Source organism: Enterovibrio coralii (genome assembly GCF_001559595.1).
GTDB lineage: Bacteria > Pseudomonadota > Gammaproteobacteria > Enterobacterales > Vibrionaceae > Enterovibrio > Enterovibrio coralii.
The window spans coordinates 1-19113 of record NZ_LNTY01000017.1 but is presented as its reverse complement, the minus strand read 5'-3'; the positions used below and the strand labels follow the sequence as shown (position 1 = coordinate 19113).

Below are 19113 nucleotides of genomic sequence, written 5' to 3'. Positions count from 1 at the left end.
TCATTTAAAAAAGCGGCCAATCGGCCGCTTTTTTTATTCTTCACACATCACGTGTATCAGCGAGCTTCCTCTAAGTGGCATCGGCACCATCATGACGACATCGAATGCTCTGTTCTCCTTCACCCAATAGGGCAAGCGTTTGGGAAACGCGTCCCGGGTTTCCGCTTGTCGTGACAAGGTTTTTAGCGTGTTGAGAGATACCAGCGACATACCGTCTTTTTCACAGGCTCTGCGCGCTTCGTCATAAGTCGCGCGCCACCATGCGATTCCGCCGTCGGTGTAACGCTGCTCATCCCCTCTTGGCTTGGGAGATTGCAGCCCTGCGACATCTACATAGGACCGACTTCGCTTGTTGCGTGGCACCCTCTTCACGACCGCTTTAGGCTTTTCTTCTTTCACTTCAGGAACTGGCTCAGGTTCTGGCGTAGGAATGTCAGCGACGGCCAGTACTTCAGGCTCGACTGTCTCTGCGACCTCCATTACCTTAGTGTCCATCACCGCCGTATCCAACACCTCGGGTACCACTTCAACAGGCGCAACGACAGGCTCTGCCACCACTACGGGTGCAGCCAGTGCCACTGCCGCAACCGCAACTGGCTCAGTGCTTTCCATTGCCTCAGAAGGGGCAACTTCACGGACAAATGCAGTTTTGAGTGACGCTTGCTTGCGCATGGCATCTCTTACTTTCTGAGCAATGGAATAGCGATCGTAAGGGCCCGCTAGACAGCGGTATTCACTACCTTCTTCAAGAAGCACGATTTGGTCTTGTAAGACCGCGCGGTGAAGATCGGTAGCAAACCAGTTTTTCGGCAGGCTTTTGAGCATGCCGCATTGAACCCAGAATTGCCCTTTATCAGACACTGGATCTCTGCCCCAAAGGCCATCGCCGATAGGACAAGAACCATCAGAAACCACCTTCCATCCGGATTGGATGTCAGGCACACACCCTTTTTCCTCTGCGTGCAAAGGTGCAAGAAGCATAAAAGGTGCGAACAAAACACACAGAAACGTAAGGCGCGTTGCGTCCATGTTGCCTCTCCCCAAAATGGCGTGTTTTTTTCGAGTTGTTAGATAGTTAGCTTAGTTCTAAATTGGGGAGAATACGCGTAAGTTCACAAAAAAAGACAAGAAAAAAGGACAGCCTTGGCTGCCCTTTTGGTGTTTATCCCTTGTACACCTTGGGATTGAAGACATCTCGTAACCAGTCACCCAGAAGGTTAATCACCAGCACTAACAGCACCAGAATGATCCCTGGGAAGGCGGTTATCCACCAAGACCCTGAAAAAATATAGGTAAAACCGATACTTATCAGCGAGCCCAGCGATGGCATGTCAACTGGCATACCCAGTCCAAGGAAGGACAGTGCCGCTTCCGACATGATGGCATTTGCCACTTGCACGGTTGAGATAACCAAAATCGGTGACAGACAGTTCGGCAAGATATGGTGGAACATGATACGAGGAGATTTCAGTCCCATCACCTGCGCTGCTTCCACGTACTCTTTCTTTTTCTCAGCCAGCACGGTTGCACGTACGGTACGCGCATACTGCGGCCATTCGGCGACACCGATGATCACCACCAGCATCAAAATGGCGTACTTGCTGTAAAACTCACTGCCAAAGCTCGCTTTAAATATCGCAGAGACGATGATTGCCACCATCATGGTCGAGAAAGACAGCTGCACATCTGCAATACGCATCAGAACGCTATCTACACGGCCACCGAAGTAACCGGCACTCAAACCAATCACGATACCCAAGAAAAGCTGCAGTGCGACGGCCCCCAAACCAATGATGAGCGAGATACGCAGGCCATACATGATGGTTGACAGAATATCGCGCCCTTGGTTGTCGGTACCAAACAGAAAACGTTCGTCCCCCCACTCCATCCAGCTTGGCGGAAGCTCAGAGTCCATGATGTCGATGGTGGTTAAATCATAGGGGTTAGCCGGAGCCAGCATAGGCGCAAAAATCGCGACCAGTGCAAAGAAGACAAAGGCGGCGAAGCTTGCCATCGCCACTTTGTCGCGTTTGAAATAGTAAAAGAAGTCCGACTCAAGGAAGCTTTGCCAACGAGACGGTGCTTTTGACGATACAGTGCTCATGGTTATGCTCCTTTACCAGTCAGATTAACCGTTGGGTTGATCAGGCCATAAAGCAGGTCAACCAAGGTATTGGTCACCACAAACAGAAGGCCAACGAAGATGACATACGCCGTAATCAAAGGCGTGTCGACGCGGTTAATCGCTTCAAGGAACAAGAACCCCGTGCCCGGCCATTGGAAGACCGTCTCGGTCAAAATGGTGTAGGCCACCATGGTACCTATCTGAACACCGCCGACGGTAACAACCGGCAGCATGGTGTTTTTCAGTGCGTGTTGATACTGCACCTTTTTCTCTGGCAGGCCTTTCGCACGGGCAAATTTCACGTATTCCGTTCCCAGCGCTTCAAGCATTTCCGAGCGAACCAGACGGATGAAAAGCGGCAACATGATAGAAGAAAGGGAAATTGCTGGAAGCACCAAGTGCGCAAGGCCATCAAGAGTAAAGAAGCCAGAGTCCCAGCCAAACCAGTTGGCCGTATCGCCTCGCCCGTATGACGGCAGCCAGTTCAGCTCAATCGCGAACACGTACATCAACATAATGGCCGTCAAAAAGACTGGAACCGAAATACCGACGATACTCACCCCCATAATGACCTTGGTCAGTATGCTGTTTGGGTGAATTGCGGAGTACACCCCAAGTGGGATGGACACAAGAATAATGATGATAGAAGCAGCAACCACCAGCTCTAAAGTGGCAACTAGCTTATCAAGAATAACGTCGACAACTGGGCGTTTATAGAAGTAAGACGTCCCAAGATCACCCTCTATCGCATTCGAAATAAAACGCCCGTATTTCACCAAGAAGGGATCGTTCAACCCCATCTCATCGCGCAGGGCATTACGCTCGGCTTCAGACACAGACTGTCCGACCAGCTCGCGCAAGGGATCGCCAAGATTGTCCTGGATGGAAAACGCCACCAGACTGATCACAAACATCACTATCAGTGCCTGAAACAGGCGCTTAACAAAAAACGTAAACATTCATCGCCTCACTAACCGCAAACTGCTCCGGCAAATACCGGAGCCAGAACCGCACACTTACTTCTCAGTCACGACCAGATCGCCAAAGTATGGGAAGTCCATAGCGTTAACGATTGGTTGAATGTCTACGTTAGATTTCGCCGCCCACGCCAGGTTTTGCCAATGCAGTGGCAAGAACGCAGCGTCGTTGTACAGCATGGCTTCTACGTCTTTCAGCATCTGCGCACGTTTCGCTGGATCGGTCTCTACGTTTGCCGCTTCCACCAGCTTGTCGACTTCTGCATTCGAGTAGTGACCACAGTTGTATTGGCCTTTACCTGTGTCTGCATTGCGGGTCATGGTCAGGAACTCAGTAAAGTTCGCTGAGTCTTCGGTATCAGAGTGCCAGCCAATCATCTGCATGCCAGCGGCACACTTGTCGAACTCCGGCCAGTATTGCGCTTTAGGCATGGTTTGCAGGTCAACTTTGATGCCGATTTTCGACAGCATTGCGGATACCGCTTGCGCGATTTTCTCATCGTTCACATAACGGTTATTTGGCGCAATCATGGTCAAGGCAAAGCCGTCACCGTAACCCGCTTCTTCCATCAGCGATTTGGCTTTTTTCAGATCGTAACGTGGTGCCAAGTCTTCATTGTGGCCAGCGTAGCCAGCAGGACTTTGTTGAGAAGCCGTGGTACCGAAGCCTTTCATGATTTTCTTCACGATGCCGTCATTGTTAACCGCGTAAGCAATAGCTTGACGAACACGTGGGTCTTTCAGCGGCTCAGACACGCTTTGGTTCAATTGGAAAGTGATGATACGGGTACCTGGCAGTGTCACCAGATCGATACCGTCCGCACGCTCGATACGCTTGTGATCGTTCGGCGATACCGGCGCAATCATGTCAACGTCGCCAGACAGCAGTGCCGCTACGCGGGTCGCATCTTCCTTGATAGGTACCAGCGTCAGGTTGTCTACGTTACCTGGGCTTTCGGTATCCCAGTAATCGTCAAAGCGGTCGAATTCCACTTTCACGCCCTGCTCACGAGATTTCACCGTGAAAGGCCCCGTGCCTGATACATTGGTTGATGCGAAGGTTGAACCGCTTTTCTGAATTTCGGCTTTGTCTTTACCATCCGCAGTGGTGCCAGAGTAGTATTCTGCATCCATTGGGAAGACATAGGTCATGGTTTGCAGCACCAGCGGGTATGGCCCATCAGTGACGAAATCGACGGTGTAATCATCGACTTTTTTCACTGACGCGATTGGGGTGAAGATACCTTTAAAGTCCGGAGAGGCTTTCAGACGCTCAACGGTCCACACAACGTCATCAGCATTGAAGTCGTTACCTGAGTGGAATTTAACGTCTTTACGGAGATTGAAACGGACAGTGGTATCGTCGATACGCTCCCAGCTTGTTGCCAGACGTGGCTCGAATTGCAGGTCTTGCGTCCAGCGCACCAGCGGGTCGAAGACCATGTGAGACATTTGCAGCGTACCGCCAGACAGTTGCTCATGCGGGTCCAGTGATACTGGGTCCGCATCATACGCAACGGTAATATCAGCAGCAGAAGCTGCGAAACTCAGGCCTGCAGCCATCATGCAAGTGCGATTTTGCTCTTAAAGGTTTTCATTGCATGACTCCTTATGCAGGGAGCGTGGCTCCCGAGATGTTGTGTTTTGCAAATTGAAGCCGTGGATGAACACAACCATCCTTCCACCCACGGCATGTTTGGATTTTTAACTCACGGTTTCCGCAGAAGATGCGGCACTCATTCCCTTAAACTCAGGCATCAGTGAAATCAGCTTCTTGCTGTATTCATGCTGAGGATCACGGAACAAGGCTTCCGTGGGGGCGACTTCCAGCAGAGTGCCGTGCTGCATCACGCCGATGCGGTCACACATCTGGCGGATAACAGGCAAGTCATGGCTGATAAACAGCATGGTGAGATTGAGCTCTTGCTGCAGGTCTTTCAGCAGATTCAGAATTTGCGCCTGTACGGACACATCCAGTGCCGACGTTGGCTCATCACAGATCAGAAGACGAGGACGCGTCGCAAGTGCACGGGCAATCGAAATGCGCTGACGCTGACCACCCGAAAACTCATGCGGGTACTTAATACCACTGGCACGCCCCAACCCGACGTGATCCAAAAGATCGCCGACGATTTGGCGGATCTGGCTCTCGTTATCTGCAAGCTTATGGAAACGAATAGGTTCAGCGATGATGTCCTGCACTTTCATGCGCGGGTTCATCGACGAATACGGGTTTTGGAACACCATCTGCATCTGACGACGCATAGGGCGACGCTGTGCTTCGCTCTTCATGGCGGTGAGATCAACGCCTTCAAACCACACCTGACCCGAGTTAGGTGGATAAAGGCCGGCAATTACACGCGCAATGGTCGATTTACCCGACCCCGACTCACCCACCAGCCCGAAGGTTTCCCCTTCGTTGACTTCAAAGCTAACATTGTTGGATGCCTGCACATACTCACGGCGGTTTTCGAAGAAAGAGTCTTTGGTGATAAAGCGAAGATTGACGTTCTCAACACGCAGCAGCGAGCCTTGGTATTGGCGCTGATCTTGACTCTGTCCTAACCAGTGGGTTTTCACATCCAGCGGCTTCATTTCTACCGCTTCTTCGATATAGCTCACCAAAGGGAAGCGATCGAGTTTGATGTCCGAGCGTGGTACCGCTGAAATGAGGCTGCGGGTGTAAGGATGCTCTGGGGTATTCAATACCTTGGCCGTTTCGCCAAATTCCACCAGATCGCCACGATACATCACGGCAATTTTGTCCGTGACATTCGACACCACACCCATGTCGTGGGTGACTAGCATACAGCCCACGTTTTTTTGCACACACAAAGAGCGAATCAGATTCAGGATTTGATCCTGAATCGACACGTCGAGTGCCGTCGTCGGCTCATCGGCAATAATAAGATCGGGTTCGCCAGCTAGCGCGATGGCAATCACCACACGCTGACGCATACCGCCAGAGAACTGATGCGGATACTGTTTAATACGAAGATTCGGCTCAGGAATCCCTACTTGCTCCATCAGGGCAACGGCGCGAGTTTTCGCTTCGTCTTCACTGACCTTCAAGTTAGTGGTGATCGTCTCAACCAGTTGCTGCTCCACCGTAAACAGTGGATTGAGGGATGTCATTGGGTCTTGGAAGATAAACCCAATGCGCGCGCCACGGTAGTGACGCATTTTTTCCGCAGACAACCCCGAGATTTTCTCGCCATCGAGAAACACTTCGCCGCTGGCAACATGGCCAGGAGGACTTAAAAGGTCAATAACGGCGTTACCCACCGTAGATTTACCTGCACCCGACTCACCGACCACACCAACAATCTCTCCTCTCTCAATAGAGAAAGAAAGATTTTTCACTGCGGCAAACACACCGTGACGAGACGGATATTCAATACGAAGGTTTTTTACTTCCAGTAATGCCATTGACCAGACCCTTGATACTGCACAATTCCGTGCCTGTCTGAAAACAAATCCCTGTTTAGATCAAAAACAAGACCAAATTTCGACCTACAATCTGGCAAATGTTTTACGAGAAATCAACAATCTAAAACTATTTGCCATAATTTTGTGTTCCAGTCGAATAAATATTCACCATATTTACTATTAGCAACATGTTAAAAGAAGCAAATTCTCTTTCTGGCACACTGATTTCCCTCGCATCACAATGTAACGGGAGAAAAAACAGCACTCAAACAAGGAAATGGTTATCTATTCAGTAACACGTAAAGTTTTCATAACAAATGACTTCATATGAGCCATTAACACGACATTTTTTGCTGAATTATGTGAACAAAAACCACAATTGCTGCCCTTATCTTCGCCATTTCTGTTTGAGTCTGCCGTATCAAGTCTACGAAGCGAGGTGAAAAAAGCGCAAAGCCCCTCGCCGTCGATTCGAACGGGCATTCCAAACAGACGGATTGTCGGTAAAAACGGATATATAAAGAGGAAAGACAAAATAAGCACAAAAAGACAGAAGCCCTGTAGATGTACTTCGTAGCAATACTGCTTACTAACTCACTGAAATAAAAGCGCGTACGAAAAACTGGAGATGTCAGAGGGTATATAAGAGGAGCGTGTATCCGACGCTACAGCAAATGCGCAAACGCCAGAGACGAAAAAGCCCGCTCAGTAGAGCGGGCTTTTTCTGAATGTGGTCGGTGAAGAGGGATTCGAACCCCCGACCCTCTGGTCCCAAACCAGATGCGCTACCAAACTGCGCTATTCACCGAGTGGGGTGGCTGACGGGACTTGAACCCGCGACAACCGGAATCACAATCCGGGACTCTACCAACTGAGCTACAGCCACCACAATATTTTGCCGAGTTTCTTGTCCGGGCTGGCTCCCCGTCTGACTTCATGAGTAAAGACTCAAAAACTCAGTCTAAAACGACGAAAGCCCGCTTAGCTTAGCGGGCTCTCTAAATGTGGTCGGTGAAGAGGGATTCGAACCCCCGACCCTCTGGTCCCAAACCAGATGCGCTACCAAACTGCGCTATTCACCGAGTGGGGTGGCTGACGGGACTTGAACCCGCGACAACCGGAATCACAATCCGGGACTCTACCAACTGAGCTACAGCCACCACAAATATTTCGCCAAAATTTCTTTTCCGGATTGGCGCACCCGACAGGATTCGAACCTGCGACCTTTGGCTCCGGAGGCCAACGCTCTATCCAGCTGAGCTACGGGCGCTTGCCCCTGTCGGCGGAGTCGAATATTACGGAGATCGCTCCTTGCCGTCTAGCACTTTTTTTAATTTTTTTCCTGAATGGTTTAATTTTACCCAATAAGGCTAAAAACAGTGCGGGGAGTGGCCATCATAACGGTTCCCTGCAACAATCTAAAGAGCTATAATCACGTAATGTTTACACGGAGTTAACGTAATTTGTGATTAACTTCGACGTTTACTTCATCACAATTACGAAAAAGGTCGCCCTATTTTGCCGATCACTCAAAATGAATTGTGATAAAAATAGCTAACCGCATAAAAAACGCCCGATCCGTCGGAGCGATAAATGAAATTGGGAGTGCAATCGTGAGCGCAAAGGGAATTTTTTTACGTCGTCTAGCCATGTCGGCCGTTACAGCTCTGTCTCTGATAACTGCAGCACATGCTGCTGATATGTCTGAAGAAGCCATTGCTGAACGTATCGCCCCGGTTGGTTCTGTTTATCTTGACGGTGAAGCACCGGTCGTTGAAACCGCCGCGGCACCATCAGGCCCACGTACAGGCGAAACCATTTACAACACCTTCTGTATGGCCTGTCACACCACTGGCGTAGCTGGCGCACCGAAAATTGGTGACGCTGCGGCTTGGGAACCACGTATTGCTCAGGGTCGTGACATCCTGAACAATCACGCAATCAACGGTTTCAACGGCATGCCAGCGAAAGGCACCTGTATGGACTGTTCGGATGACGAGATCATCGCGACCATTGACTACATGCTCGAGCAGTAACACCCCAAGACATGAAAAAAGCGACCAGATGGTCGCTTTTTTGTTTTAGTCTTTTTTCAGCATGGCGCGAAGGTTAGCAATCGCAGCCTGCCCTTTTGCCATTCGCTCTTCTTGCGTTTGCGGTTTTCTGTTCTCTTCCCACTCCACATCGTCGTAAGGAAGCTCTTCAAGAAAACGGCTCGGCATTGGCTTGATCAGTTCGCCATACTGTCGGCGCTCTTTACACAAGGTAAAGGTCATTTCTTTTTGCGCGCGAGTGATCCCCACGTACGCCAAACGACGTTCTTCTTCGACATTGTCTTCATCGATACTCGATTGGTGCGGCAGCAAGCCTTCTTCCATGCCAATCAAATACACGTAAGGGAACTCCAGGCCTTTCGACGCATGCAGCGTCATTAGCTGCACTTGGTCAGCATCATCACTGTCTTCACCACGTTCCATCATGTCGCGAAGCGTCAAGCGCTGGACCACTTCTCTCAGTGTCTTTGGCTCATTGTCGTAGTTGTCCCCTTCCAGGTCAGCGACAATCCAGCCATACAGATCAGAGACGTTCTTCATCTGCATTTCTGCCGCTTTCGGACTCGATGCGGTCTCGTACAACCAATCTTCGTAATGTGAATCACGCACCAGTGAACGCACTGCATCGACCGCATCGCCACGCTCAAACTGATCCGACAGTTCCACAATCCAGCGTGTAAAGCGTTGTAACGACTCTAACCCGCGCCCCGTAAGATGCTGTTGTAAGCCCAGTTCCAAGCTCGCAGCAAACAAGCTTTTGCCACGCATGTTGGCGTAAGTGCCGAGCTTTTCCAGTGTCACAGGGCCAATCTCACGACGCGGCGTATTCACGATACGCAGAAATGCATTGTCATCATCTTGGTTTGTCAGCAAGCGAAGGTAAGCCATGATGTCTTTGATTTCCGCACGCGCAAAGAACGAGGTACCGCCAGAGATTTTGTACGGGATACGGTTTTGCATCAGGGCTTTTTCAAACAAGCGTGATTGGTGATTACCGCGATACAAGATGGCATAGTCTTTGTAATCTGAGCGATGCATATAGCGATGGGCAATGATTTCACCGACCACACGTTCAGCTTCGTGGTCTTCATTGTTGGCTTTAAGCACTTTCAGCATTTCGCCATCCGGCAGCGCAGAGAACAGGGTTTTCTCAAACACGTGCGGGTTGTTAGCAATCAAAATGTTGGCCGAGCGCAAAATACGGCTGGTCGAACGGTAATTCTGCTCAAGCTTGATCACTTTCAGGCTCGGGAAGTCCTGACTCAGCATCATCAGGTTCTTCGGCTGCGCGCCACGCCAGCTATAAATAGATTGGTCGTCATCCCCTACCACGGTAAAGCGCGCACGCTCACCCACCAGCAGTTTCACCAATTGGTATTGGCTGGTGTTGGTATCTTGGTATTCATCCACCAGCAAGTAGCGAATTTTGCTTTGCCAGCGTTCGCGCACTTCTTGGTTGGTTTTGAGCAAAATCACCGGCATCAAGATCAAGTCATCAAAATCCAGTGCGTTATAGGCTTTCATTTGCTTTTGATACAAGACGTAGCAATGAGCAAATAGCTGATCACGCTCTCCCACCGCCACACTCTGCGCCTGTTGCGGCGTCAGCATATCGTTCTTCCAGTTCGAGATGGTGTGCAACAGCTGTTTAAGCAGATCTTTGTCACCGTCGAGTTGCTCTTCCGTCAGCTCTTTTAACAGTGCCATTTGGTCTTGGTCATCGAACAAAGAGAAGCCCGCTTTCAAACCCAGGCTTTTGTACTCACGACGGATGATGTTCAGACCCAGCGTGTGGAAGGTCGAGACCATTAAGCCCCGTGCTTCCTGACGATTTAGCGTCTGACCAACGCGCTCTTTCATCTCACGCGCCGCTTTGTTGGTAAAGGTCACCGCCGCAATGTGGCGCGCCTTGTAGCCACACTGCTGGACTAAGTACGCGATTTTGTTGGTAATAACGCGCGTTTTACCCGATCCCGCTCCTGCCAATACTAAGCACGGGCCCGACACATGGTGCACAGCATCATTTTGGGCAGGGTTCAGTTTCATGGTGTCCTCATTCTCTCTTCACAGCGATTTGCCTCTCTATTGTAAACGGAAAGGTTCTTCACCTCATCACACAAAAAAAATGAACAAATTTTTTACAGTCTTGTCTTGAAGTGTGTATCAATATTAATACAATGAATGAACGTTCATTCACTTATCTCGTTTTATGTCGGATAAGAAAACTCAAATTCTAGAAGCAACGGAAAGATTGCTTGCAAAACATGGCTTTGATCGCCTGTCGATGCAGATGGTTGCCAAGGAAGCGGGCGTGGCCGCAGGAACGATTTATCGCTACTTCTCAGATAAAAACGACCTGCTGATACAACTGCGCGCACATGTTGTTGAGCATTGTGCAGAAAAGATGATGGTGGGCTATTCGGAGGAGCAATCTCTGAGAGAGCAATTTAACATCTTCTGGCGCAATGCGTGGGAGTTGACCATCAGCCGTGATGACAACGCCATCAACCGCGAGCAGTTCGACAGCTTGCCGTACGAGAACACGCACGAACAAAAAATGTCGGAACGCGAAGCCTTCGCCCCTATTCACCACTTTTTTCAACACGGCATCGCGAACGGAGAATTTAAACCCTTGGGCACTGACGTGCTATCCAGTATTGGCATTGAACCTGCCATCTGTTTAGCTCGCAAACAGGTTCGAGGGGTTATAAACCTTGACGCTTCTGCTTTAGAAGCGGTTATTAACGCTTGCTGGGACGCTATCAGCCTTCATACAGAATCGGAGTTATCTAAATAATGAAGAAATGGGTAATCATGCTCGCTATTGTTGCCGCAATGGCAGCACCTGTTCTCTACAAACTGAATGAGAACATGCAGAAGTATGAGCAGTTTAAGAACATGCCTGAGCCGGAGTTTCCGGTAACTGTTGCCACACTTGAAACGGCGCAATGGGTACCAACCATTGAAGCTATTGGCTTTGTTGAGCCAAACCAAGGTGTCACGTTAACAACGGAAGTAAGCGGTATCATTGATCGCATCAATTTCGAATCGGGCCAAACTGTGCGCACTGGTGATGTACTTCTTACCTTGGATTCAAAAGTAGAAGTTGCAAACCTAAAAAGTACACAAGCTCGCTTGCCTGCAGCGGAAGCCAAGTTCAAGCGCTACCAAGGTCTGTTCCGCCAAGGCTCAATTTCGAAAGAAGCATTGGATGAAGCCGAAGCAAACTTCCGTTCACTACAAGCTGATGTTGAAAGCCTGAAAGCTTCAATCGACCGCCGCACCATTGATGCCCCGTTTGACGGTATCGTGGGTCTGCGTAACGTTTATTTGGGTGAATACCTGCAACCAGGTAATGAAATCGTCCGCTTGGAAGATACCTCCGTGATGCGTCTTCGCTTCACCATTCCTCAAACTGACATCGCGAAAATTACTCTGGGTCAACAAGTCGATATCTCTGTGGATGCTTACCCGAACACTCCGTTTACTGGAAAAATCAGTGCTATTGAGCCTGCTGTTAACTTCCAAAGCGGTTTGATTCAGGTTCAAGCGAGCATTCCAAATAACCATGGCCAACTTCGTTCAGGAATGTTTGCTCGCGCAAACATCATTCTGCCGACAGTCGAAGACCAAATCGTCGTCGACCAAACAGCCATCAATTTTGCCCTGTATGGCGATAATGTGTTCGTACTGTACGAAGACGAAGAAGGTGAAACCCGCGCCAAACAGCAGGTTGTGAAGGTAGCAGAGCGTAAGGGGCACATCGCACACATTGTGGAAGGTCTGAAAGCAGGCGACCGTGTCGTGACATCCGGTCAAGTGCGTCTAAGTAACAAATCGAAAGTGCGAATGGTCGAGAGCGACGCACTGAACCCACCAGCCGAGCTGCCACAGCTGTAAGGGATCGCAATGAAATTTACCGATATATTTATAAAACGTCCGGTATTGGCGATCTCGATAAGCTTTCTTATCGCCCTGCTAGGCCTGCAGTCGATGTTTAAGATGCAGGTTCGGGAATACCCGGATATGACCAATACGGTGGTCACCATTAGCACAGGTTACTACGGTGCCAGTGCCGACCTTATTCAGGGGTTTATTACCACACCTCTGGAGCAAGCCGTTGCGCAAGCAGACAACATTGATTTCATGACGTCTGAATCCGTATTGGGTAAATCTACCATTACGGCATACATGAAGCTCAATACAGACCCAAATGCGGCTCTGGCAGATATTCTTGCCAAGGTTAACTCGGTGCGTGCACAGTTGCCGAGTGAGTCAGAAGACCCGTCAGTTTCGATGTCGACCGGTTCAACAACCGCTGTAATGTACATTGGTTTTACATCTAAAGACCTCGATTCCAGCCAAATTACTGACTACTTGGAGCGTGTGACTAAACCACAGCTATTTACCGTCAATGGCGTAGCCAGCATCGACCTGTACGGCGGTCTGAAATACGCGCTACGTGTATGGCTGGACCCTGCTAAAATGGCCGCGTTTAACCTCACCGCTACAGACGTCATGGGCGTGTTGAATGCAAACAACTTCCAGTCGGCGACAGGCCAAGCGGTTGGCACTTACATGGTCTACAACGGTGCGGCTGATACACAGGTTTCAAGCACTGAAGAGCTGAAGCGTCTGGTTGTGGCGACGCAGGAAGGACAGGTTATTCGACTCGGTGATATTGCCTCAGTATCTCTGGAGAAAAGCCATGATGTGTACCGAGCAACCGCAAACGGTTCTGAAGCTGTCGTTGCCGCAATCAATGCTGCGCCGACGGCCAACCCTATCAACATTGCCGCTGATATCCTGGCGAAATTGCCTGAGCTAGAAAGCAATATGCCAGAAAACATCACCATGAAGGTGATGTATGACTCCACTGTCGCTATCAATGAATCAATTCATGAGGTTGTTAAGACCATCATTGAAGCCGCTTTGATTGTACTTGTCGTGATCACCCTGTTTTTGGGTTCATTCCGTGCCGTCCTTATTCCAATCATTACTATTCCACTGTCTTTGATTGGCGTAGCGATGATGATGGAGTTATTCGGCTTCTCCTTGAATCTGATGACACTGCTCGCCATGGTGCTGGCCATCGGTCTGGTGGTGGACGATGCGATCGTTGTTCTAGAGAACGTTGACCGTCACATCAAGCTTGGCGAATCGCCTTTCAGGGCTGCCATCATTGGTACCCGTGAAATTGCAGTGCCCGTTATTTCGATGACGCTGACACTGGCAGCGGTATACGCCCCTATCGCCTTGATGGGTGGTATTACAGGCTCTCTATTCAAAGAGTTTGCCCTGACACTCGCGGGGGCTGTATTTGTCTCAGGCATTATCGCACTGACACTGTCTCCTATGATGTGTTCGAAGATGCTGAAAGCCAATGAGAAACCGAGCAAGTTCGAATCTAAAGTTCACCATTTCCTTGATGGTATGACTGAACGTTACGCGAAAATGCTGGGTACTATCATGAGTATGCGTCCAGTCGTGATTACCTTTGCAGTCATTATCTTCCTCAGCCTGCCAATGCTGTTCAAACTCATCCCGAGTGAACTGGCACCCGCAGAGGACAAAGGCGTACTGGTGATGATGGGTACGGCACCGTCGACAGCCAACCTTGATTACATCGAAAACACCATGGATGAAGTGAACAAGAAGCTTGCAGAGCAGCCAGAAGTTGCTTTTTCACAAGTCTTCTCCGGTGTACCAAAGTCAAATCAGGCATTTGGTATTGCCTCATTGGTTCCATGGAGTGAGCGTGAAGCTAGTCAGGCTGAAGTCGTTGCCCGTATGGCAGAAGAAGTGAAAGACATTCCTGGCATGGCGGTAACGACGTTCCAGATGCCAGAACTTCCAGGTGCTTCATCAGGTTTGCCAATTCAGTTCGTGATCACCACGCCGAATAACTTCGAGAGCCTGTTCCAAGTTGCCTCTGATGTGCTGGCAGAAGTGAAGAGCAATCCGCAGTTTGTTTATTCAGACATGGATTTGAACTTTGATTCTGCCACGATGAAAATCAACATCGATAAGGATAAAGCTGGCGCATATGGTGTGACCATGCAAGATATCGGTATCACTTTAGGTACCATGATGCAGACGGTTACGTAAACCGTATCGACCTTGATGGCCGCTCGTATGAAGTAATTCCACAGGTAGAGCGTAAATACCGCCTGAATCCTGAGTCGATTGAGGGTTATTACGTGCGCGCTGCCAATGGTGACGCCATTCCTCTGGGTTCATTGATCACTATTGATGTAATTGCAGAGCCTCGTGCACTGCCACACTTCAACCAGCTGAATTCTGCCACTATCAGTGTTGCGGCAGCCGGTATGCCAATGGGCGATGCCATTGCTTGGTTTGAAAACGTCGCCAAAGAGAAGCTACCCGCAGGCTACCAACATGACTATTTGGGTGAGTCCCGTCAGTATGTGACTGAAGGCAGTGCTCTGGTCGGTACCTTCATGTTGGCACTGGCAGTAATCTTCCTTGTTCTGGCTATCCAGTTCGAATCACTGCGTGACCCGCTCGTGATACTGGTTTCGGTTCCTCTGGCTATTTGTGGTGCGTTGATTGCGTTGGCTTCCGGTGCAGCAACGATGAACATTTACTCTCAGGTCGGCTTGATCACCTTGATTGGTCTTATCACCAAACACGGTATTTTGATCTGTGAGGTGGCCAAAGAAGAGCAATTGCTACGCGGCATGTCGAAGATGGAAGCGGTGATGGAGGCGGCGAAAGTGCGTCTACGTCCAATCCTGATGACGACAGCAGCCATGATTGCAGGTCTGATCCCACTGATGTACGCAACTGGTGCAGGTGCCGCTCAGCGCTTTAGTATCGGTATCGTTATCGTTTCAGGTCTGGCAATTGGTACGCTGTTCACCCTGTTCGTACTGCCAGTGATTTACACCTATCTGGCGAGCAAACACGAGCCACTGCCAGAGTTTGAAGAAGACAAAGAAATCGCTGCATTGGATAAACCTGCGCACTGATTTTATGTTTTGACCTAAAAGCCTCATTTGAGGCCTTTTTCATTTTCAAACGTATCGTTCTGTGTAGTGGGACGCCAAAAGGCATGCAAGACACTTTCGACAAAAGGTCGGGGGTTGCTTAGAATAACGACATCAAAATAAGGAGTAACGCATGTTCGACCCAAAGAAATTGGAACAGATTGCCAAGCAAATCCATGAGTCTATGCCTAAGCCTGTGCGCGATTTGGGTAACGATGTGGAGCAAAAAGTTCGTGAAGTTATCCAATCTCAGCTGGCGAAACTGGATGTCGTGAGCGTGAAGAGTTTGACGTCCAAACTCAGGTATTGCTTCGCACCCGTCAGAAGCTAACTGAAATGGAACAAAAGCTGGCAGAGTTCGAGCAAAAGCTAAACGAGAAAAGCGACGCGTAATCGACGTTTTAGCGAAAAGACAGACACAAAAAACCCGGCCTTTACCGGGTTTTTTTATTATTTACGTTGGGTGAAATTAGTCACCTACAGCAATGCGTTTCATGTCAGTCATGTAGCCACGCAGCTCTTGACCAATCCACTCTACTGGGTGGTTGCGCAGCGCGTCATTCACGTCAATCAGGGTTTGGTTGTCAACGTGGTTGCTGGTTTCACCCAGACCTTTACCAATCACATCAGTGCCTACCAATGGCATGAACTTCTCACGCAGCAGAGGTGTTGCAACGTTCGCGAACAGGTAGTTACCGTATTCCGCTGTGTCAGAGATAACCACGTTCATTTCGTACAGACGCTTACGTGCGATGGTGTTCGCAATCAGCGGCAGCTCGTGCAGTGACTCGTAGTATGCAGACTCTTCGATGATGCCTGATGCTGTCATCGCTTCGAACGCCAGCTCAACACCTGCGCGAACCATAGCCACCATCAAGATACCGTTGTCGAAGTACTCTTGCTCAGCAATCTTCACGTCAGTTTCTGGGTAGTTTTCAAATGCTGTTTCAGCAGTTTCTGCACGCCAGCCCAACAGGTTCACGTCGTCATTTGCCCAATCAGCCATCATGGTAGATGAGAAGTGGCCAGAGATGATGTCATCCATGTGCTTGTTGTACAGTGGACGCATCAAGTCTTTCAGATCTTCAGACAGCTCGAACGCTTTTACTTTCGCCGGGTTAGACAGGCGATCCATCATGTGCGTGATGCCGCCGAACTTCAGTGCTTCTGTGATGGTTTCCCAACCGAATTGCAGCAGTTTACCTGCGTAGCCAGCGTCGATACCGTCAGCAATCATCTTCTCGTAGCATACGATAGAGCCTGCTTGCAGCATGCCACACAGGATGGTTTGCTCACCCATCAGGTCAGATTTCACTTCCGCCACGAAAGATGACTCCAGAACACCTGCGCGGTGGCCGCCTGTTGCTGCCGCCCAAGCTTTCGCGATCTCGTGACCTTCACCTTTTGGATCGTTTTCTGGGTGAACCGCCATTAGCGTTGGAACACCAAAGCCACGCTTGTACTCTTCACGCACTTCAGTACCTGGACACTTAGGAGCCACCATCACGACTGTGATGTCGCTACGGATTTGCATGCCTTCTTCAACGATGTTGAAGCCATGTGAGTAACCCAGTGCTGCGCCTTCTTTCATCAGAGGCATAACCGCAGTTACAACCGCAGTGTGCTGTTTGTCTGGTGTCAGGTTTACAACCAGATCCGCTTGTGGGATCAGGTTTTCGTAGTTATCTACGTTGAAGCCATTTTCTTTGGCGTTTTTGTATGACTGACGCTGCTCGTCAATCGCTGCCTGACGCAGAGCATAAGACACGTCCAGACCTGAGTCGCGCATGTTAAGGCCTTGGTTCAGACCTTGTGCACCACAACCTACGATGACAACCTTTTTGCCTTTCAGAAAATCTGCTTCGTTCGCAAACTCTGCTTTGTCCATAAAGCGGCAAACACCCAGCTGAGCCAATTGCTCACGCAGGTTCAAGGTATTGAAATAGTTAGACATGTCGAATACTCCGTGAAGAAAATTTTATCCTTGAGCGATAACCACATGACAAGCTGTGTTATCGAATTGTCCCCATCATAGATCAGGCATTTAGTTGCTTAAAGTGATATATTCACAACAAGTAATTGCGTTTTTTGCAACATGGAAGTCTTGCGATGAACATTAAATATTTGCAGTTGTTCATACATTTATGCGACAGCAAAAGCTTTTCAAAAACGGCAGCGGCGATGCATGTCAGCCCCTCCGCATTAAGCCGCCAAATTCAAAAGCTGGAACAGGAAGCTGAGCAGCAGCTTTTTCAACGGGATAATCGCAGTGTGGAGCTCACATCTGCAGGCAAAAAGCTCCTGCCTATCGCACTCAAAATCTTGAATGAATGGCAACAATACCAAGCTCAATTCAACACATCAGAGAACGAACTGGTGGGTGAAATACGGCTATTTTGCTCTGTCACCGCAAGTTACAGCCATCTTCCAGAATTGCTTTCAGAGTTCAGGCTTCGTCATCCTCGCATAGAGTTAAAAGTCTCGACCGGTGACCCCGCCCAAGCAATTGATAAAGTCCTATCAGATGATGCCGATATCGCGATTTCTGCGCGCCCAGAGCAGTTACCTGCGAAGATCGCGTTCGAACCTATCAGCGACATCCCTTTATCGGTGATCGCCCCAGCAGGCGTTAGCAGCTTCGCTGACACCCTTCACAGTCCAACACCCAATTGGTCGTCAGTGCCGTTTATTGTCCCAGAGGCCGGAACAGCAAGAGAGCGAACCAACACTTGGTTTAAGAAAATGAAGATAAAACCAAGCATCTATGCACAAGTGTCGGGCCATGAAGCGATCGTCAGCATGGTGGCGCTCGGTTGCGGTGTGGGTATTGCGCCGGATGTGGTGATCAATAACAGTCCGGTTAGAGAAAAGATCGAACGCTTAAAGGTCGCGCCAATCAAGCCGTTTGAGCTTGGTGTTTGCTGCCTACGCTCACAAAAGGAAAACCCGCTGATTGCCGCGCTTTGGGAAGTGGCAGAGGAAAAGTCTATCTGACCTTTCGCTCATCTTCGATACTGTCTCAGCATCGCTATTCAATGCCTTACCCACACAAAGCCAAGATGACTATTCTCTCTGTATAACGATATATAAGAGAGGTAAGTCATGAGCGTTATAGAACGAATAGGGAAAGCGTTAGAGCCTTTGATGTTGGTTATGGGCCTCGTCAGCCCTATCGCCACACTGCCGCAAATCTACAAACTCTACTTCTCACACACCGAACACGCCGCAGGTTTGTCTCTCACAACCTGGGTGCTCTATTCCTTTATCGCCATGCTCTGGACCATTTACGGACTTTACCACAAGAACCCGACCATTTGGGTGGGCAACGGGCTGGGCTTTTTGATGTATCTCGCCATGGTGGCAGGGATCATAGTACGTGTGGGGATGACGTTTTAGGCAAGAGAGTGCCTTTAAAGCCAAGGATCTGCGTGAATTTGCCGACAAACGAAGAGAAATGACAGGCTGTTAAGACGAGGATGCGCAGTAAGGGGGTTCTGGTAGTGGGCAAAATCCCTTTA

The 19113-nt window shown here is 49.5% G+C and carries 11 protein-coding genes, 5 tRNA genes and 3 pseudogenes; 7 read left to right on the top strand and 12 right to left on the bottom strand.

What is annotated here, in order from left to right; translation table 11 throughout:
- Positions 1-33: 33 nt before the first annotated feature.
- From ATN88_RS05210 to ATN88_RS05165, 10 genes and pseudogenes are all read right to left on the bottom strand, one after another.
- Complete coding sequence (locus ATN88_RS05210) at positions 34-1029, bottom strand: hypothetical protein (RefSeq protein ID WP_067412428.1); 996 nt, start codon at positions 1027-1029, stop codon at positions 34-36.
- A 133-nt stretch (positions 1030-1162) separates the two neighbouring features.
- Positions 1163-2104 carry an ABC transporter permease gene (locus tag ATN88_RS05205; protein WP_067412424.1) on the bottom strand — a complete coding sequence of 314 codons (942 nt, stop codon included), beginning with the start codon at positions 2102-2104 and terminating at the stop codon, positions 1163-1165.
- Between the two features lie 2 nt (positions 2105-2106).
- Positions 2107-3084, bottom strand: a complete 978-nt coding sequence (locus ATN88_RS05200) for an ABC transporter permease (protein ID WP_067412421.1) — start codon at positions 3082-3084, stop codon at positions 2107-2109.
- 57 nt (positions 3085-3141) lie between these two features.
- A pseudogene (locus ATN88_RS05195) lies at positions 3142-4700 on the bottom strand (ABC transporter substrate-binding protein).
- A 106-nt stretch (positions 4701-4806) separates the two neighbouring features.
- A complete protein-coding gene (locus ATN88_RS05190) occupies positions 4807-6531 on the bottom strand; it encodes a dipeptide ABC transporter ATP-binding protein (protein ID WP_067412418.1) in 1725 nt (574 codons plus the stop codon).
- A gap of 731 nt (positions 6532-7262) precedes the next feature.
- Positions 7263-7339 (bottom strand) — tRNA-Pro (locus ATN88_RS05185).
- Positions 7340-7341: 2 nt separating this feature from the next.
- Positions 7342-7417: transfer RNA gene (locus tag ATN88_RS05180), tRNA-His, on the bottom strand.
- 119 nt (positions 7418-7536) lie between these two features.
- A tRNA-Pro gene (locus tag ATN88_RS05175) sits at positions 7537-7613 on the bottom strand.
- Between the two features lie 2 nt (positions 7614-7615).
- Positions 7616-7691 (bottom strand) — tRNA-His (locus tag ATN88_RS05170).
- 33 nt (positions 7692-7724) lie between these two features.
- Positions 7725-7801, bottom strand: a tRNA-Arg gene (locus tag ATN88_RS05165).
- 343 nt (positions 7802-8144) lie between these two features.
- Between ATN88_RS05165 and ATN88_RS05160 the strand changes: the two genes are divergently transcribed.
- Positions 8145-8567 carry a c-type cytochrome gene (locus ATN88_RS05160; protein ID WP_067412415.1) on the top strand — a complete coding sequence of 141 codons (423 nt, stop codon included), beginning with the start codon at positions 8145-8147 and terminating at the stop codon, positions 8565-8567.
- Positions 8568-8612: 45 nt separating this feature from the next.
- On the opposite strand, the gene rep is transcribed toward ATN88_RS05160, so the two are convergent.
- The gene (gene rep, locus ATN88_RS05155; RefSeq protein ID WP_067412412.1) at positions 8613-10631 is read right to left on the bottom strand and encodes a DNA helicase Rep; all 2019 of its coding nucleotides are present in this window, start codon (positions 10629-10631) and stop codon (positions 8613-8615) included.
- Positions 10632-10794: 163 nt separating this feature from the next.
- Between rep and ATN88_RS05150 the strand changes: the two genes are divergently transcribed.
- The 4 genes and pseudogenes from ATN88_RS05150 to ubiK all read left to right on the top strand — a co-directional run bounded on the left by ATN88_RS05150 (position 10795) and on the right by ubiK (position 15988).
- Entirely contained in the window at positions 10795-11382 is a 588-nt protein-coding gene (locus ATN88_RS05150) for a TetR/AcrR family transcriptional regulator (RefSeq protein ID WP_067412408.1), read from the top strand.
- Positions 11382-12485: an efflux RND transporter periplasmic adaptor subunit gene (locus ATN88_RS05145; RefSeq protein WP_067412404.1), complete on the top strand. Its 1104-nt coding sequence runs from the start codon at positions 11382-11384 to the stop codon at positions 12483-12485. Before ATN88_RS05150 ends, ATN88_RS05145 begins: the two co-directional genes overlap by 1 nt.
- 9 nt (positions 12486-12494) lie before the next feature.
- A pseudogene (locus tag ATN88_RS05140) lies at positions 12495-15577 on the top strand (multidrug efflux RND transporter permease subunit).
- Between the two features lie 151 nt (positions 15578-15728).
- A pseudogene (gene ubiK / locus ATN88_RS05135) lies at positions 15729-15988 on the top strand (ubiquinone biosynthesis accessory factor UbiK).
- Positions 15989-16064: 76 nt separating this feature from the next.
- On the opposite strand, the gene ilvC reads toward ubiK, so the two are convergent.
- Positions 16065-17549 carry a ketol-acid reductoisomerase gene (gene ilvC / locus ATN88_RS05130; protein WP_067412400.1) on the bottom strand — a complete coding sequence of 495 codons (1485 nt, stop codon included), beginning with the start codon at positions 17547-17549 and terminating at the stop codon, positions 16065-16067.
- 155 nt (positions 17550-17704) lie between these two features.
- On the opposite strand from ilvC, the gene ilvY reads away from it, so the two are divergent.
- Entirely contained in the window at positions 17705-18589 is an 885-nt protein-coding gene (ilvY, locus tag ATN88_RS05125) for an HTH-type transcriptional activator IlvY (RefSeq protein ID WP_067412397.1), read from the top strand.
- 108 nt (positions 18590-18697) lie between these two features.
- Positions 18698-18991: a SemiSWEET transporter gene (locus ATN88_RS05120; RefSeq protein ID WP_067412393.1), complete on the top strand. Its 294-nt coding sequence runs from the start codon at positions 18698-18700 to the stop codon at positions 18989-18991.
- Positions 18992-19113: the final 122 nt, after the last annotated feature.

Bases quoted from the DNA above. Each gene is read 5' to 3' on its own strand.
- ATN88_RS05210 (WP_067412428.1), bottom strand. From the start codon at position 1,029: ATGGACGCAACGCGCCTTACGTTTCTGTGTGTTTTGTTCGCACCTTTT.
- ATN88_RS05205 (WP_067412424.1), bottom strand. From the start codon at position 2,104: ATGAGCACTGTATCGTCAAAAGCACCGTCTCGTTGGCAAAGCTTCCTT.
- ATN88_RS05200 (WP_067412421.1), bottom strand. From the start codon at position 3,084: ATGTTTACGTTTTTTGTTAAGCGCCTGTTTCAGGCACTGATAGTGATG.
- ATN88_RS05190 (WP_067412418.1), bottom strand. From the start codon at position 6,531: ATGGCATTACTGGAAGTAAAAAACCTTCGTATTGAATATCCGTCTCGT.
- rep (WP_067412412.1), bottom strand. From the start codon at position 10,631: ATGAAACTGAACCCTGCCCAAAATGATGCTGTGCACCATGTGTCGGGC.
- ATN88_RS05150 (WP_067412408.1), top strand. From the start codon at position 10,795: ATGTCGGATAAGAAAACTCAAATTCTAGAAGCAACGGAAAGATTGCTT.
- ATN88_RS05145 (WP_067412404.1), top strand. From the start codon at position 11,382: ATGAAGAAATGGGTAATCATGCTCGCTATTGTTGCCGCAATGGCAGCA.
- ilvC (WP_067412400.1), bottom strand. From the start codon at position 17,549: ATGTCTAACTATTTCAATACCTTGAACCTGCGTGAGCAATTGGCTCAG.
- ilvY (WP_067412397.1), top strand. From the start codon at position 17,705: ATGAACATTAAATATTTGCAGTTGTTCATACATTTATGCGACAGCAAA.
- ATN88_RS05120 (WP_067412393.1), top strand. From the start codon at position 18,698: ATGAGCGTTATAGAACGAATAGGGAAAGCGTTAGAGCCTTTGATGTTG.